Genomic DNA, 15,970 nt, shown 5'->3' on the forward strand with positions numbered 1-15,970 from the left:
ACTAGGGTGTCTATAAAAAATTTGTGCCACACCTTAGTGTGAAGCTTTGCGCCAATTTAGCGCCTGCAGGGCATCAGAGAAGTGATCGAGTGACCATTGTTCTGCCAAAGCCTGTATGAGTAGATCACGCCCGCTGACCGGCCTTAAACTTGCAGTTGGGGGGTCACGATCCATATTGCTCGAAAAAGGATAGCTATCACTTAAGGCTGTAACTGCTGCTGATAATTCCTCAGCACTTAATTGGCTCTGCCTTAATTGGTCATAACAAGCCAGCTGCATGCGCTGCTGGTCGACCGATTCCATGGCTTTGCCAAAGGCTGATGAAATTTGGAACAAGTTAGCCATGCGCTGCACATCAGTCGATACATTCTCACCTGCGGCATGCATGAGTGCTGGGTTAAAAAACAGCCCATCCCCTTTTTTCAGTGGCAGTTGCAACGCATGTTGGGCAAAGTAGTCTACAAACTCAGGATCACGATACAGGGCATAGCCATATTCGTAGCGCTGAGAATAAGGTAATAACATCGTGGGACCAGACTCTACGGGCATGTCTGAGTGAGCCACAGCGCCTTGTAAAGTGAGCATAGCCGACATCACTTGCACGTGTAACGGATAACGCGTAACTTCCTCATCGTTGGTGAAACCCAAATGATAGTCACGGTGCGGTTGCTGGGCAGCGCCACCTGGATAAACCAAATTAACCTGAGACGTTAACTGATAGTCTGGCCCCAGCCAAGACTCACACACTTGAGCTAACAATGGGTTCTTATAATAGTCTATAAAAGCTTGGGGCTGAGTTACGGCCAACTTTTCCAAACAATTCCAAATACGACCGTTGACCCCTTGCGCTGCAAAATGATCACCGTTGGTTTGAGGGTTTTTATTTTGCTCATGCAACAACTGGTAAAATACCTCAGTTGCCGCATCCACTGCAGCGACTTGGTCATAGAGTTGACGCACCACAAAAACACCCGCACCATGCTGCAAGCATTGCGCCCACTCAGCTTGTACTTGAGCTTTATTGTGTGCATCAAGAGTTCGCAGTTGATCACCGTCGTAAATAGGAATATGAGCCGAAAAATCAACAGCAAATGGATAATCTTTAAGCTTTAAATGAGGCTTTAAGCTGGCTTCAAAGGCCTTCATGTTATGCATTATTTGTATTCCTTATCAAGAGTCCATCAATTCAGCTGATCTCACTCACTGCCACAGTGCGGCCTTGCTCAATAGACACAATTGCAGCTTCTGCCAAACGTAAGGCTTGTAAGCCATCGTTCATGGTGGGCAAAACCACATCAGCACCATTAAGAGCAGCAATAAAACTGGCTAACTCTGATTGGTAGGCGGCCTCGTAACGTTCTAGAAAGAAGTGCAAGGGTTTGGCACGAGTCACACCGGCTTGGGTATAACTGGTTAACGTATTTTCATTCACATTAGAGGCGGTTAACATACCTTTGCTACCATGCACTTCAAAGCGCTGGTCGTAACCAAAACTTGCGCGACGACTATTAGAAATTTGGGCTAATTTACCAGAGGCGGTGCGCAAAGTGACTAAGGCAGTATCCACATCTCCTGCTAAACCAATGTCTGAGTCCACTAGACAGGATGCCTGTGCTGTGACTTGTACAACTTCCTCTGCTAAGAGAAAACGGGCCATATCAAAGTCATGAATGGTCATGTCACGAAACAATCCACCAGAAACCTTAATGTAATCTACCGGCGGAGGTGACGGATCTTTAGAAATAATACTCACTAATTCAACGTCACCAATTTCACCTGCGGCGATGCGTTGTTGGAGTAAAGCAAAGTTAGAATCAAAGCGGCGATTAAAAGCCAGCATAGTTGTAATTGGACTGGCGTTGACTTTGTCCACTACCTGCTGCACCCGTGCTAATGATAAATCGATAGGTTTTTCACAAAATACATGCTTGCCAGCAAGGACGGCCTGTTCGATCAGATCAGCATGGGTATCGGTGGCTGAACACACCAAAATACCCGTAATAGATGGGTCTGAAAAAATTTGCTCAGGGGTCATTTGTTTACAACCCAGGGCTGCACTTAAGTGATCTGCATTAACTTGATAAGGGTCGTGCAAAGCAACTAGTTCTGCTTGTGGGTTAAGTGCCACATTGTGCCCATGGATTTTACCGATGCGTCCAGCACCAAATAACGCTAGTTTAATCATATGTATGCCTACTTAATCAATAATAGAGTAACCTACCGCTAGGGCTGCTTGCTGCAATGCGTTATAGCCCATTACCGCGTATTCGAATGGGTTAGCCTTGGCAGGGTCTTGCTCTGCTTCAACAATAACCCAACCCTCATAATTTTTATCAGCTAAGGCTTGCATAAAACGTCCATAGTCGATCATGCCATCCCCTGGAACGGTGAATACGCCGCGTAACACGCAGTCAAGAAATGAATCTTTGGTACGGTCAACTGTGGCCATGACCTCTTGCCGAATATCTTTGGTATGCACATGATTGATGCGATGGCCGTAACGATCCACCACGCCCATGAGATCACCACCAGCGAACACCAAATGCCCCGTATCCACTAATAAACCGACAGCATCACCCGTATTTTGCATGACTAAGTCGAGCTCTCGTTCAGTTTCAACACCCGTACCCATATGATGATGAAAGGCCAAAGGCACGCCCTCACTGGCACAATATTCAGCCACTTTAGTCAGGCGTTCCCCATAAGCAGTAAAATCTGCCTCAGGTAATATGGGCTTGTCAGACAGTGGCGCATTACGCACATTCTGCACCGTATTCCAAGTTTCTCCATAGACAATAACTGCCGCGCCCAAATCACGAAATAGCTCTAACTGAGGCCTGATATTAATGATTTCTTGTTCGGCACTAATGTTTAACAGCTGACCCGAAAACCAACCTGACACAAGTTGTAAGTGGTGTTCTTTTAACACTCTCCCTAGGTTGGCTTTGTCCTTGGGGAACTTGCCACCCGTTTCAGTTCCTGTAAAGCCTGCTAAACGCGTTTCTCGTAAACAAGTTTCAAGGGAAGTTTCCCCTCCTAGTTCCGGAAGGTCATCGTTAGACCAAGAAATAGGGGACATACCAAATTTAAGTTTCATGTGAGCATCTCTATGGTTCTAGGACAAAGAAGTTTATCTAAAGCCCTCTCAGGTCTTTTTTAACATCCATTCATGGGCTGGGTCATTATAAAAATGCCACTCCCTAAGGGGACCCGCCATAACGTTCAAGTAATAACTGGTATAGCCATGCGGCACACCCACAGGGTGGTATCCTTTGGGCACTAAAACCACGTCACGATCTTCTGCAGACAAGGTTTCATCTAAGCTCCGATCGTCGGTATACACCCGCTGATGAGCATACCCAGAAGCTGGATTTAAGCGGTGATAGTAGGTTTCTTCCAGTAAAGTTTCTGTTGGGCTAGCATCACGATCGTGTTTGTGTGGCGGGTAAGACGACCAGTGGCCGGATGGGGTAATCACCTCAACCACTAACAAACCGTCAGCAGCCTCAGTTTCTGGTAAAATATTGCGCACATAACGCGTGTTAGTGCTTTCTCCCCTCACTTCTTGAGACATGGTATTCGGGTCTATCAAACGCGCCGGGCCACTACGGCCTTGTCCAGGTGCACTGCAGACAGCGATCTCAATCGCGTCTAGAGCGACGATGTGGGCAGTTTCTCCTGCCGGCACATAGACTGCACCCGGGGGCTGATCAACAAAAATACTCGTTCTACCACCCACATTATGCCAACTTTGCTGGCCCACAGAAATGTTCGCACTGCCTGTCAAAACTACCAGACAAAGCTCGCGACCTGATTGGCAGCATTCTAAGCTTTCACCGACTGACAAATCGTGCACATTAAAGCCCACGTATTTCCACCCCGCTGATTGCGGTGTGACGGAATGAACTTGGGAGCCCTTAGCGGGCTTAATCAATAATTTAGACATGACTTAATAGCCTCGGGTGGCAATGCGCTGCGCAGTCCACTCTTGATGCTTCGCTGTCACTTCCTCGCGCTCTGACACTGAAGGCACCTCGACTTCCCAGTAAGCGCCTCCAGGTGAGCAATGTAATGGGTCAGTATCAATCACCACTACGCTCACACCCTCTTGCTGACGAGCAGAATGCAAAGCTTGCTTAAGTTCACCCACGTTAGCCACATGGTCCGCTTGAGCTCCCATCGATCGGGCGTGACCCGCAAAATCAATTTGGGCTAATCCTTTATGGTAAGTGTCTTGCAATAGGTTGTTGAAATTAGCACCACCTGTGGCCATCTGCAGGCGGTTAATGCAACTAAAGCCCCTATTATCTAACACCACAATAGTTAACTTTAAGCCCATGCTAACAGCCGTTGCTATATCTGAGTTCATCATCATGTAAGAGCCATCGCCTACCATGACCACGACGTCACGCTCTGGACATGCCAGCTTCACCCCTACACCACCGCAAATCTCATAGCCCATGCAGGAATAACCATACTCTAGATGATAGCCACCCACCTGCTTGGCACGCCAATGCTTGTGCAGCTCTGAAGGTAAACTACCCGCTGCGGCGACCACCACTACATTTTCATCAACACTCGCATTGACCGCTGCGACCACCTGCGCATCAGAGGGCATAACCTGCTCATCAGTGGCGGGTAAAATGCCTTCACATAACTGAGCCCAAGCACTCATTCCTGCTGTGGCCCTTTGCTGCCATTCCACGGGGGCAACATAGCCAGCTAAATGGGATGACAATGCCTGCAAACCCAAACGGGCATCACTTAAAAGACCTTGCGCCCGGTATTTAATAGCATCCATGGGTTGCACATTAAGCTGAATGACCTGACCTTTGAACAAGGTGTTAGAACCTGAAATAAAGTCTTGTAAACGCGTACCGACGGCCAATACAACGTCTGCATTAGCCGCTAAATCATTAGCACTATCAACACCAGTCACTCCCACAGCACCTGCGTTGAGTGGGTCATTAGCCAACATTGAAGACTTGCCTGCTTGGGTCTCGATGACTGGAATTTTATGACATTTAGCAAAGGCTTGGAGCTCGCTTTCGGCTAATGAATAACGCACTCCTCCACCTGCCACGATGACGGGTTGTTTAGCGCTGAGCAAAGTTTTTACAGCTTGCTTTAGTTCATTGGCATCTGGACCTTGACGGCGTAATCGCCAAACCCGCTTTTCGAACATGTATGCTGGGTAGTCAAATGCCAAAGACTGCACATCTTGGCAAATACTAATGGTCGCTGGACCACATAAAGCTGCATCAGTAAGCGCCACCATAGCCCTAGGCAAAGCTTGAATGAGCTGCTCAGGCCGAGTAATGCGATGAAAGTAGCGGCTTACTGGCCGCAGTGTGTCGTTGACGGTGCTACTACCGTCAGCAAAATTTTCACTTTGTTGCAGCACAGGATCTGGCTGACCTGAGGCAAATACATCACCAGGCACCAGCAATACAGGCAAACGGTTGACGTAAGCGACTCCAGCGGCAGTCACTAGATTAGTGGCACCAGGGCCAATCGATGTAGTAGCTACCATCACTTGTTGACGCTGACGAGCTTTAGCAAAAGCGATCGCCGCCAAAGCCATAGATTGCTCGTTATGGCCACGATAAGTGGGAAGCTGATCTTGCACTTGGTAAAGTGCCTCACCAATTCCTGCCACGTTTCCATGGCCAAAAATAGCCCAAACACCTGCAAACAATGGCAGTTCACTACCGTCATCAAGCTCAACATGTTGGTTAATTAAAAAACGAGTCAACGCTTGGGCAGTAGTTAATCGAAAGGTTTGCATAGTTTTTGACATAGGAAGATACTCTGTGCGTTACTTTTGCGCCTGGGCATTGTCCCAAGCAGCAATGATTAATCGGTAATTTGTAGCCATGAGTTTAATGGCTTGCGCATCATCAAGATGGCCTTGCAGCCAACCTTGGGCGGCTTCAGCAAACAAAGTGCGTCCAATGGCAAATCCTTTCACCCACGGTTGCTTGGAAGCGGCATAAAAGGCTTCACTAATGCCTTCTATAGTGCCATTTAAACCTAAAACAATGATGCCTTGGCAATGGCTGTCATGGGCATCAATAACCTCACCCACCTGGCGCCAATATGCTGGATCTAAAGCCGGTTCAAGCTTCCACCAATCCGGTTTAACCCCTAGTTTGTAAAAGTATTGCATGATGGGGGCCACTTGTTCAAAGGCTGGGCTATTATCATCGCGCGCAGTAATAATTTCTAACAACCACTGATGCCCTGTGAAACGGCAAGCCTGATCTAACCTTATCATTAACTCTTCATGGTGTTGACGCGTTGCTGCATCATCATCTAGGCGATAAGGGCACAGCACCTTCACAGTTTGATTAAGAGGCCAGTCAAACAAGTGCTGCACAATATCACCTTCAGCTTCTAGGCGCAGTGGAAACACACCTGAGCTTTCTATTGGCCGGCCAACCCATGCCTTGGTACTTGTGATTTGATGTAATGCTGAGCGTCCTGTTCGGTCGTCCACTAACATGCCAAAACCTGAGTCCTGCCCTGCTTCTTGCACAGCAGCTTGCACCGCAAGCTGCTTAAACTGATCAATATGCGCTGGGGTCTTGCCTGCTGCTTGTGCCCAACTTGTGAACTGATGTCGATGATCTATGGCAAACGCCACTAAACGCTCATGTTGTTTACGACGGTTGGTGGTACGATGGATATGATTGAGCACAGGGTCAAAGCGCAAAGCATGATGCTCACTGCCATGTTCTAGAAAATATTCTAATTCCTGCCATGAAGGTACAGCTGGAGCACATCCATGACGCGACACCGCAAAGGCGCCACAGGCGTTTGCGTAGGCACAGCTAGTCGGCCAATCTTCACCCCCTAGCCAACCCCGCAACAGGCCTGACATAAAGGCATCCCCTGCTCCCAGCACGTTGTAGACTTCCACCTTAAACCCAGGCCCTTCAGACCCTGATAACCAGCCCTTGATATCGCCCTCAAACACCCGACAACCCTGTTCCCCTCGTTTACACACTAGGGTCGCCATGGACATCGCTCGCACAATAGCCAAGGCCTCAAGGCTATCCTCGCAACCAGCCGCTATATGAAACTCTTCTTCTGTGCCCACAATAAGATCAATATCAGGTAAAAAAGATTGCACATGCTGGCTCACGTTGGCATCGGCGATAAAGCGGCTCTCGCCATCTCCATGGCCTGCTAAACCCCATAAATTAGGTCGGTAATCTATATCCAACACGACCTTAGTATCATTTTTTTTGGCCAGCGCTATGGCTTTTCGACTCGCTGCAGCCACTGTTGGCGTACTCAAATGAGTACCTGAAAGGAGCAAAGCACGGCTCGAGGCGATCAGATCTTCATCAATGTCTGCTTCACACAATGCCATATCGGCACAATCTTCTCGGTAAAAAATAAGTGGAAACTGGCCTTCGTCCTGAATGCCTAAAATAACCAAGGCTGATAGACGTTCAGGGTCAGTCTTTATGCCTTGGACATCCACCCCCTCGGCCTGCATGGTTTCGCGGATAAAACGCCCCATATGCTCATCACCAACGCGGGTAATCATGCCTGATTTAAGTCCAAGTCTAGCAGTGCCTATGGCGGTATTAGCTGGGCTGCCTCCCACATACTTGGCAAAGCTTCCCATATTTTCTAAGCGCCCACCCACTTGCTGGCCATAAAGGTCAACACTAGAGCGGCCAAAGCACACTAAATCCAAACTTTTATGTTTCATATATAAACCTAAAGGAAATATTCATTCCAAATAAACAGTGAGGAAGTATTAAGTGTTTAACTTTTCATCTAACTCAGCACGGACTCTTCCCGTTTCTACAGCCAAGCATAAGGCTAGGCACATGGTGGCTGACAGTCCACGAAAGCCACTAACTTCCTCTTCTAACACTTCTAAATGAAAATCATCAGCCCGGGCTATTGGACTCAGCGTTGAATCTGTTAACGCCACAACCTTAGTCTTATTAAGCAAACAAATATCGACTAGCTCTCGAGTATTCGCAGTATAGGGACTAAAGCTAATCGCCAGTAATACATCGTCAGTTCTCAGCATGCGGGCTTTGTCTGCCATACTGTGGTGCATGCCTGATAAAATCACTGACTGAACCCCTAACTTGACCAACGTATAATGCAAGTAGGTGACTACAGGTTCAGCTCTGCCTTGACCCGCTATATACACCATACGTGCCTGAGCCAGCTGTTCACTGGCTCTTAACAAAGCACTTTCAGCCACATTTTGCTCTAAGCGGGCAATGGATTCAGCAGCCGCTTGGGTAAATTGTGATAATACCGTTTGCTCCCGCCCAGCCGAGCGTTGCATTGAATTGAGTCGTTCCGCGTAAGGTTGTGGCATGTGTCGCATACTTTCCTGAAACACAGTCTGCATGTCAGAAAAACCTTGATAACCGATCGACTTTGCAAAGCGCACCATAGCTGATGGTGTCACTCCCACCTGGTCACTAATTGATGCCACCGTATTGAGGGCGATCACTTCAGGATTGTGCATTGCAAACACGGCAACACTCTGTAACCGTTTGGGCAAATCTTGATAGTGATCTTGTAGCCAAGGCTTCAATTCACTAAATACACGAGGCGGTGCTACTTGAATAACTTTTGTCATAAATTAATCCAACAACCTATCGTTACGTTTCGCATGGCCCACCCGGCCTTACCCTGATGGGGTTAAAATTATGGCTGTCCAAGAGTAATTAAAACAACATGCCAAATTTATCAAGACTTTAGGAAACGATGGCGATATGCAAGTCGTTATTCATCACTAAAGATCCATACGATAATCGAGTGATTATACGTAAATCAAATTGCATATGGAATATTTATTTCAAAAATAAAATTGTTGAAATTTATTTTTTAAAATGGTACAAATTGTTCCTTCTCAAATATGTTAATGTGGGTTTCGTTTTGCAACCTACCGTAAATATTTGTTAGAACAGGATTTAACCTAAGGCGATCGCCTTAAGTTATTCAAGTAGTAATGTCGAGCAACCGCGGAATACTCCGCATAACAAAACTAAAAATTAGCTTAGCTAAGTTTTTAGGGGGAAAATAATGAAAAAAATTAATTTGTTTGCAGCCACGGCTTTATCTGTGGTTATGGCTACTGGCGCAAATGCCGCAACCATTGGATATTTAAGCTCTAACTTTGACGACAACTTTCTGACCTTGATGCGTGAAGCTGCTAAAGTTCACACAGAGGAAAGAGGTCATACTTTTCAAATAGAAGATGCCCGTGAAGATGTAGGTACCCAACTTAGTCAAGTACAAAACTTCATCGCTTCTGGCGTTGATGCTTTGGTAGTCACAGCAGTAAGTGCTGCGGCAACTCCACAGATGACTAAAATGGCGAATGCAGCAGGCATTCCTATTGTTTACGTTAACCGCATGCCATCTGACTCTGCTAGCTTAGGCGGCACGAGTACTTTTGTTGGCTCTAATGAAACTTGGTCTGGCACTTTGGCAGCCTTTGAATTATGTAACTTAGCTGGCGGCACTGGAACTGCGGTAATGCTGCAAGGTATCTTGTCGAACGAAGCAGCTGTAACACGTTCTAAAGACTTCGAAGAAGTTTTGGGACTATCTATGTGTAATGGCATTAAGCTAGAAGCCGTAGAAGTAGGCAGCTGGCAGCGTTCGAAGGGTAACGACATTGTATCTAACTGGTTGAGTTCTGGTATGAAGATCGATATCGTCTTTGCTAACAATGACGAAATGGGCCTAGGTGCAGTTCAAGCCTTCAAAAATGCTGGCATCAGCATGGATGATGTACTTATTGGCAGTGTAGACGCAACTGCAGACGCACTAGCATCTATGAAAGCAGGCGACTTGGATGTCACAGTATTCCAAAATGCTGCTGGTCAAGCAACAGGCGGCATCGACGCTGCAATTGCTGCGATTAACGGTGAGTCACTACCAAATTCGGTTACTATTCCGTTTGAATTAGTTACTCCTGCTAACATGGCAGAGTACATGGGCGCTAACTAAACACTAACGCCTTAGTCATCAAAAAAACCTCTGGATATCCTCCGGAGGTTTTTAGTTACAACGTTAATTTTTAGCTTTCAGTGCATTTAGAGAACCTTATGAACAATCCAGACGACATCATTCTTCGCACCGAAAATCTTACCAAACGCTATGGTGGCGTGCATGCATTAGAAGACGCCAATTTCACTCTCAAAAAAGGTGAGCACGTAGCTATAGTAGGAGACAACGGTGCAGGAAAGTCTACCTTCGTGCGCCAAATTACTGGGGTAGAACAACCCACTTCAGGTGATATATTTTTCCAAGGCAAACGCGTTGAATTCAACTCTCCCTTAGAAGCTCGGGAAGCAGGTATTGAATCAGTGTTTCAAGATTTAGCCTTATGTAACGATTTAGATGTGCCTTCTAACCTTTTTTTAGGCCGTGAAGAGTTACTCTTCAAGTTTGGCCCATTTAGCATACTCGATGAAAAGAAAATGATGGAGAAGGCCAAAGCAGTATTAGAACGAACTGCGATCAAAATTCCAAATTTAAGTAACCACGTGGGCGACATGTCCGGTGGCCAACGCCAGTGTGTAGCCATCAGTCGCTCCGCCAGTTTTGCCTCTAAACTCATTATTATGGACGAACCCACTGCGGCCCTCGGCGTGCAAGAAACCACACAAGTGGAAAACATTATTCGCGGCTTAAAGGAGCAAGAAGTTCCTCTTATACTGATCAGCCATAATCTGCGCCAGGTGTTTAACTTAGTTGATAAAATCTGGGTATTTCGTCGTGGACGCATTGTGGGTGAAGTCATTGCTTCTGAAACCGATGGCAATGAAATTGTGTCTATGATAACCGGCATGCAGGGCGGTGTTCACGAAAAAGCCAGCTACATTTAAGAGGTCATCATGTTTAAGCGAGAAAACCTCCCCGCAGAGGCCAGCATTTTTGCTGTTTTTATTGGTATCGCGGTATTATTTGAAGTGCTTGGCTGGGTATTCGTAGGTAAAAGCTTTTTAGGTAATCTCCAACGCCTAGAGATTATCATTTTACAAGTTTCTATTTTCGGCATTATTGCGGTCGGCGTAACACAAGTCATTATCACCTCAGGCATAGATCTGTCAGGGGGTGCAGTACTTGCATTATCCGCCATGGTGGCTGCCAGCTTAGCCCAATCAGCAGACGCTTTTGCTCCCATATTTCCACAGTTTTTGGGTTTACCCATCATTATTCCAATTACCATTGGCTTGTTAGTGGGTGCGACTTGCGGCTGGATTAATGGTGCCATTACCGCTTATACCGGTATCCCCTCCTTTATTGCTACCTTGGGTATGTTAGTGACTGCTCGTGCGGTGGCGGTTATTTATACGGAAGGTCAACCTGTTTATTCTTTATCTGATTCTTTTACGGCCATCGGCTCAGGGGCATGGCCAGTATTAATATTTTTTGTGGTTGCGGTAATATTCCACCTCATATTGAAGCACACTGTATATGGCAAACACACCTATGCCATTGGCTCTAATGAAAAAGCTGCAAGAGTGGCAGGCATTAACGTGCGACGTCATAAAATTATGGTTTACACCATTGCTGGGTCCCTCTCTGGGCTGGCTGGAGTAGTGATGTGTGCGCGAGCAACCATCGGTCAGTCTGGCATGGGAACCATGTATGAATTAGATGCTATTTCGGCCGTAGTTATTGGTGGCACCTCATTATTTGGTGGCCGTGGACGCATTTCTGGCACCGTTATCGGGGTTTGTATTTTGGGTGTTATCACTTCTGGTTTCACCTTTTTGCGTATCGATTTCTACTATCAAGAAATTGTGAAAGGTATGATTATCGTTGGTGCAGTAATGCTTGATCAACGCCGCCAAGCTCAACAACGTTTGCGCGCATAACAAGGACATTACCATGACTTCATCCTCATCAACAGGTGGCTACAAAACCGAGAAAAGCTGGAAAGACTGGCTTCCCAAAGATCACAGCATTCTAATGGTGTTGCTTGGCACTGCCCTTACTTTCGAAATTCTTGGATGGTTTATATCGGGCCAGAGTTTTATTTTTAATACCCAGCGCCTCACTATTATCATTCTACAGATGTCCATTATTGGTATTATTGCCATCGGCGTGACCCAGATCATTATCATGGCAGGTATCGATCTCTCCAGTGGTTCAATGTTAGCGTTTACTGGTTTGGTGGCCGCAAGCTTAGCTCAGACCTCAGATTTTACCCGAGCCGTCTACCCTGCCTTAACGGACATGCCTGTGTTAGTGCCCATCTTGGCGGGTATTTTGATGGGCTTTGTGTTGGGTGGAGTCAACGGAGGCTTGATTGCTTATTCGGGTATTCCACCCTTTATTGCAACTCTGGGCATGTTGGTGGCAGCTCGCGGTTTGGCGCGCTGGTACACCAGTGGTTCCCAGGTGAGCTTTTTTATCGACGACTACGCTGTTTTAGGTAGTGGCATTATTCCAGTAATCATATTTTTAACCACCGCCATGGCCTTCCATTTGCTGCTACGCTATACGCGCTATGGCCGCTATACCTATGCGATTGGTTCTAACGAACAAGCCGCTCGGGTCGCTGGCATTAATATTAGAGCTCATAAATTATTAGTTTATACCTTAGCAGGCGGACTATATGGACTGGCAGCAGTGGTGGAAACGTCACGGACCCTCACTGCTCAGTCGGGTGCGGGCATGTTGTACGAGTTAGATGCTATCGCTGCTGTGGTGATTGGTGGCACCTCATTAATGGGCGGCAAGGGTCGTATTACAGGCACTATTATTGGTGTGTGTATTTTAGGTGTGATCACTTCTGGCTTTACCTTCTTAGGTATTGGTTCGTTTTACACCAACATTGTAAAGGGAATCATCATCGTGGCGGCGGTCGTTGCAGATCAATATCGCAATAATAATAATGGCAACCGCTAAAAATAGTTAGATTGAAGGCGCAACCCACTAGGGTTTCAGAACTAAAGATAGAGACAAAGGCATGAAAGAAATAGGCATAGGTGTTATTGGTACCGCATTTATGGGTAAGGCCCATTCCATCGCATATGCATCTGCAGGCACTGCTTTTGGTGGTCAATTGCGCCCAAGGTTGGAAATGGTGTGCGATCAAGACCCACACATTGCGGAGACCAAACGCGCAGAAATGGGCTTTGCCCGTTGCACCACAGATCCTATGGATGTGGTGAATGATCCTAAGGTTGATTTAATTTCTATTTGTGTGCCCAACTCTGTGCACAAAGAAATTGCCATCGCCGCCCTCGCTGCAGGCAAACATGTTTGGTGCGAAAAACCCATGTCGACCAACTTGTCAGACTCTCAAGCCATGGTAGATGCCGCTGCAGCCAGTGATCAGAAAACTATAGTGGGTTATAACTACATCCAGAACCCCTTAGTCCATGCGGCGCGTGATATGATTAACGAAGGTGTTATTGGAGAGGTCACAGGTTTCTTTGGTGTCTATGATGTAGACAACGAAGCTGATCCAGAGCGGCCTTATAGTTGGCGTATGAACCGCGAATTATCAGGCACTGGGGCCAATGCCGATGTTATGTGTCACTTAGTAAGCGTTGCCCATTTTATGACTGGCAGTAATATTAGTCGCGTAGTGGGTGAATATGACATTGTTTACCCTGACCGTCACGACCCTAAAACCAACACCCGTAAAACTGTTGACAATGATGATGTGTGCATGGCCATTGCACGTTTCAAAAGTGGCATTAAAGGCACACTTCGAGTCAGCCGTGTGGCTTGGGGCCGCAAATGTGGTTTAAGTTGGGAAGTGCATGGCTCACAGGGCATGATTCGCTTTGACCAAGAGCGCCTCAACGAATTACAACTTTTTACTCCCTCTGATGATCCACGCCAGCAGGGCTTCCGTACTATTTTGTCTGGCCCTTATCACAAGCCCTACGACGCTTTTTTACCTAACGCGGGGCATACGCTGGGTTATATTGATGTCAAAGCGTGTGAGCTCAACCAATTACTCACCACCATTGAACAAGGTGGGCAAACATGGCCGAGTTTTGCTGATGGTTTAAACATAGAAAAAGTCATGGATGCCATTGACCGGTCAGCCATGAGTGGTCAATGGATGGACGTGGAATAACATGACCAGCCTGCCCCTGTCTGACTCTGGCAAGACTTGGAATGCACTGGTTTTAGGCCGTGCAGGTCTTGACCTATATCCCCAACCCGATGGTGGTAAAACCAGCGATGCAGATGGTTTTAGTGCTGACATGGGCGGATCTGGGGGCAACATTGCTGTGGCTATGAGCCGGGCAGGATCTAAAGTAGCACTCTTGTCGGCTGTGTCTGAGGATACTGTTGGCCATTTTGTGCGCCAAAGACTCTTACAATACCAGGTGAGTGATGCATTTTTGCAAGTGAGTTTGGGCAGTAGTCGCACCAGTCTTGCGTTAGCCGAAGTCAGACCCACAGATTGCGAAGTGGTGATTTACCGCAACGATGCCGCTGATCTACAGTTGCAGCTTACCGACGCAATGAAGCATGCCGTGACCCAAAGCGATAACCTAATCGTGACGGGCACAGCTCTTATTTCTGAGCCTTCACGCACCACGACTTTAGAACTCATGCTGCACGCTAAGCGCCATAATTGTCACGTTTGGCTAGACTTAGACTACCGCCCATGGAATTGGCCTGATCTGCAAACGACTCGAGCTATTTATAGCCTAGCCGCGGAACATGCCCACGTCGTGGTCGGTAATGAAGAAGAGTTTGCTGTGCTGACCGATGAGTTAGATTTATATATTAAACAAGCAAGTTTACCCTCCAAGGGGCAAACCATTTTGCTTAAACGGGGTGGCCATGGGGCCAGTCTATTTACCAAGGATCAACGCCTTGATACTGGCGTTTACCCCGTCAAATCTTTAAAACCCTACGGCGCTGGCGATGCGTTTTTGGGTAATCTAGTACACCATTACAGCGGCCATGAGGATTGGCAGGCTGCCATGTCCTGTGGCAGCGCAGCAGCAGCAATCGTAGTTTCACAACGAGGCTGTGCCAGCGCTATGCCCAGTCCAGAGCAAATTACATTAATGCAGCAATCCATAGCCATGACCCCAGCTGCCAATTGGCGCTAGGGCGAGACTAAGGCAAAGTTTATTAGGAGTTTTACATGCATATTCCACATCACGATAACCAAAACCAAGCCATTGTCGATCGTGACAATGAAAAAACGCCTTTGTGTTATTTTAATATCGTTAAACTAACAAAGGGAGAGTCTTTTACCTCCCAAGTTGAAGGGTATGAAACCTGTTTAGTACCTGCCACTGGAAGTATTGACGTGAGTGTTGCAGATCAACACTTTGCAGCAGTGGGCAAACGCATGCACATATGGGAAGGTGAGCCCGAAGGAGTCTATGTTCCTTTGAGTACTGAGGTTACATTTACCTGTGTCAGTGATCAAGCTGAAGTTTTTATCTCAGGTGCCAGGCACGATGAAGTGTATAAACCATTTGTCGTGCGTGAGTCAGACATTGACCCCGTGCAATATGGCTCTGATGACACCAAAACCCATCGTAAAATTAAACATATATTAGGTAAGTCTCAAGCTGGTCAGGTGGGTCGATTACTGGTAAGCGAGTTGTTTACGGTCGGTGCAGGAGGCTGGTCTGGCTTTCCACCCCACAAACACGACACCGATACTTTACCTGCAGAAACTCGTCACGACGAAGTCTATAACTTCCGTTTTAATCCAGAGCACGGCTTTGGAGCCCAGTTTTTAACCCTAGAGGGTGAAGAAATGGGTGACGTTTTCCATATTCGCAATGGCTCCACCATCCAAATAGAAAAAGGCTACCACCCCTGTGTTGCAGGACCCGGTTATGAAATGTATTACTTCACTATTTTAGCGGGCAAATCGCAACGTCCATTACACCAAAATTTCCACCCTGAACATGCCTATCAACTGGAAACTATTCCCGGTATGAAAGATATGATCAGTAAGTTTAAGTAG

Annotated in this window: 14 protein-coding genes; 7 read left to right on the forward strand and 7 right to left on the reverse strand. The window is 46.8% G+C overall.

Features of this window, described 5'->3' with window-relative positions; all coding sequences use genetic code 11:
• Window positions 1-33 precede the first annotated feature (33 nt).
• From ABXT59_RS09445 to ABXT59_RS09475, 7 genes are read right to left on the reverse strand one after another with little or no spacing between them, the layout of a single operon-like run.
• Entirely contained in the window at window positions 34-1,155 is a 1,122-nt protein-coding gene (locus tag ABXT59_RS09445; protein WP_443635864.1) for a phytanoyl-CoA dioxygenase family protein, read from the reverse strand.
• A gap of 31 nt (window positions 1,156-1,186) precedes the next feature.
• Window positions 1,187-2,185 carry an inositol 2-dehydrogenase gene (gene iolG / locus ABXT59_RS09450; protein WP_443635866.1) on the reverse strand — a complete coding sequence of 333 codons (999 nt, stop codon included), beginning with the start codon at window positions 2,183-2,185 and terminating at the stop codon, window positions 1,187-1,189.
• 12 nt (window positions 2,186-2,197) lie between these two features.
• Window positions 2,198-3,097: a myo-inosose-2 dehydratase gene (iolE, locus tag ABXT59_RS09455; RefSeq protein WP_443635868.1), complete on the reverse strand. Its 900-nt coding sequence runs from the start codon at window positions 3,095-3,097 to the stop codon at window positions 2,198-2,200.
• 48 nt (window positions 3,098-3,145) lie between these two features.
• Window positions 3,146-3,946 carry a 5-deoxy-glucuronate isomerase gene (gene iolB / locus ABXT59_RS09460; RefSeq protein ID WP_443635869.1) on the reverse strand — a complete coding sequence of 267 codons (801 nt, stop codon included), beginning with the start codon at window positions 3,944-3,946 and terminating at the stop codon, window positions 3,146-3,148.
• 3 nt (window positions 3,947-3,949) lie between these two features.
• Window positions 3,950-5,800: a 3D-(3,5/4)-trihydroxycyclohexane-1,2-dione acylhydrolase (decyclizing) gene (gene iolD, locus ABXT59_RS09465; protein ID WP_443635870.1), complete on the reverse strand. Its 1,851-nt coding sequence runs from the start codon at window positions 5,798-5,800 to the stop codon at window positions 3,950-3,952.
• A gap of 18 nt (window positions 5,801-5,818) precedes the next feature.
• Window positions 5,819-7,726, reverse strand: coding sequence for a bifunctional 5-dehydro-2-deoxygluconokinase/5-dehydro-2-deoxyphosphogluconate aldolase (locus ABXT59_RS09470; protein ID WP_443635871.1), 1,908 nt, complete (start codon window positions 7,724-7,726; stop codon window positions 5,819-5,821).
• Window positions 7,727-7,774: 48 nt separating this feature from the next.
• Entirely contained in the window at window positions 7,775-8,623 is an 849-nt protein-coding gene (locus tag ABXT59_RS09475) for a MurR/RpiR family transcriptional regulator (protein ID WP_443635872.1), read from the reverse strand.
• A 446-nt stretch (window positions 8,624-9,069) separates the two neighbouring features.
• Here ABXT59_RS09475 and ABXT59_RS09480 point away from each other — a divergent pair, with 446 nt between their 5' ends.
• The 7 genes from ABXT59_RS09480 to ABXT59_RS09510 all read left to right on the forward strand — a co-directional run bounded on the left by ABXT59_RS09480 (window position 9,070) and on the right by ABXT59_RS09510 (window position 15,970).
• Window positions 9,070-10,002, forward strand: a complete 933-nt coding sequence (locus ABXT59_RS09480) for a substrate-binding domain-containing protein (RefSeq protein WP_443635873.1) — start codon at window positions 9,070-9,072, stop codon at window positions 10,000-10,002.
• Window positions 10,003-10,100: 98 nt separating this feature from the next.
• On the forward strand, window positions 10,101-10,883 hold the full coding sequence (locus ABXT59_RS09485) for an ATP-binding cassette domain-containing protein (protein ID WP_443635874.1): 783 nt from the start codon (window positions 10,101-10,103) through the stop codon (window positions 10,881-10,883).
• Between the two features lie 9 nt (window positions 10,884-10,892).
• A complete protein-coding gene (locus ABXT59_RS09490; protein ID WP_443635875.1) occupies window positions 10,893-11,879 on the forward strand; it encodes an ABC transporter permease in 987 nt (328 codons plus the stop codon).
• A gap of 13 nt (window positions 11,880-11,892) precedes the next feature.
• The gene (locus ABXT59_RS09495; RefSeq protein ID WP_443635876.1) at window positions 11,893-12,915 is read left to right on the forward strand and encodes an ABC transporter permease; all 1,023 of its coding nucleotides are present in this window, start codon (window positions 11,893-11,895) and stop codon (window positions 12,913-12,915) included.
• 61 nt (window positions 12,916-12,976) lie between these two features.
• On the forward strand, window positions 12,977-14,101 hold the full coding sequence (locus ABXT59_RS09500; RefSeq protein ID WP_443635877.1) for a Gfo/Idh/MocA family protein: 1,125 nt from the start codon (window positions 12,977-12,979) through the stop codon (window positions 14,099-14,101).
• Window position 14,102: 1 nt separating this feature from the next.
• On the forward strand, window positions 14,103-15,095 hold the full coding sequence (locus ABXT59_RS09505) for a PfkB family carbohydrate kinase (RefSeq protein ID WP_443635878.1): 993 nt from the start codon (window positions 14,103-14,105) through the stop codon (window positions 15,093-15,095).
• A 35-nt stretch (window positions 15,096-15,130) separates the two neighbouring features.
• The gene (locus tag ABXT59_RS09510) at window positions 15,131-15,970 is read left to right on the forward strand and encodes a 5-deoxy-glucuronate isomerase (protein WP_443635879.1); all 840 of its coding nucleotides are present in this window, start codon (window positions 15,131-15,133) and stop codon (window positions 15,968-15,970) included.

Source organism: Candidatus Njordibacter sp. Uisw_058, assembly GCF_047730065.1.
GTDB lineage: Bacteria > Pseudomonadota > Gammaproteobacteria > Pseudomonadales > Balneatricaceae > Njordibacter.

Bases quoted from the DNA above. Each gene is read 5' to 3' on its own strand.
- ABXT59_RS09505 (WP_443635878.1), top strand. From the start codon at position 14,103: ATGACCAGCCTGCCCCTGTCTGACTCTGGCAAGACTTGGAATGCACTG.
- ABXT59_RS09500 (WP_443635877.1), top strand. From the start codon at position 12,977: ATGAAAGAAATAGGCATAGGTGTTATTGGTACCGCATTTATGGGTAAG.
- ABXT59_RS09510 (WP_443635879.1), top strand. From the start codon at position 15,131: ATGCATATTCCACATCACGATAACCAAAACCAAGCCATTGTCGATCGT.
- ABXT59_RS09485 (WP_443635874.1), top strand. From the start codon at position 10,101: ATGAACAATCCAGACGACATCATTCTTCGCACCGAAAATCTTACCAAA.
- ABXT59_RS09490 (WP_443635875.1), top strand. From the start codon at position 10,893: ATGTTTAAGCGAGAAAACCTCCCCGCAGAGGCCAGCATTTTTGCTGTT.
- iolD (WP_443635870.1), bottom strand. From the start codon at position 5,800: ATGTCAAAAACTATGCAAACCTTTCGATTAACTACTGCCCAAGCGTTG.
- ABXT59_RS09475 (WP_443635872.1), bottom strand. From the start codon at position 8,623: ATGACAAAAGTTATTCAAGTAGCACCGCCTCGTGTATTTAGTGAATTG.
- ABXT59_RS09445 (WP_443635864.1), bottom strand. From the start codon at position 1,155: ATGCATAACATGAAGGCCTTTGAAGCCAGCTTAAAGCCTCATTTAAAG.
- iolB (WP_443635869.1), bottom strand. From the start codon at position 3,946: ATGTCTAAATTATTGATTAAGCCCGCTAAGGGCTCCCAAGTTCATTCC.
- ABXT59_RS09470 (WP_443635871.1), bottom strand. From the start codon at position 7,726: ATGAAACATAAAAGTTTGGATTTAGTGTGCTTTGGCCGCTCTAGTGTT.
- iolG (WP_443635866.1), bottom strand. From the start codon at position 2,185: ATGATTAAACTAGCGTTATTTGGTGCTGGACGCATCGGTAAAATCCAT.
- ABXT59_RS09480 (WP_443635873.1), top strand. From the start codon at position 9,070: ATGAAAAAAATTAATTTGTTTGCAGCCACGGCTTTATCTGTGGTTATG.
- iolE (WP_443635868.1), bottom strand. From the start codon at position 3,097: ATGAAACTTAAATTTGGTATGTCCCCTATTTCTTGGTCTAACGATGAC.
- ABXT59_RS09495 (WP_443635876.1), top strand. From the start codon at position 11,893: ATGACTTCATCCTCATCAACAGGTGGCTACAAAACCGAGAAAAGCTGG.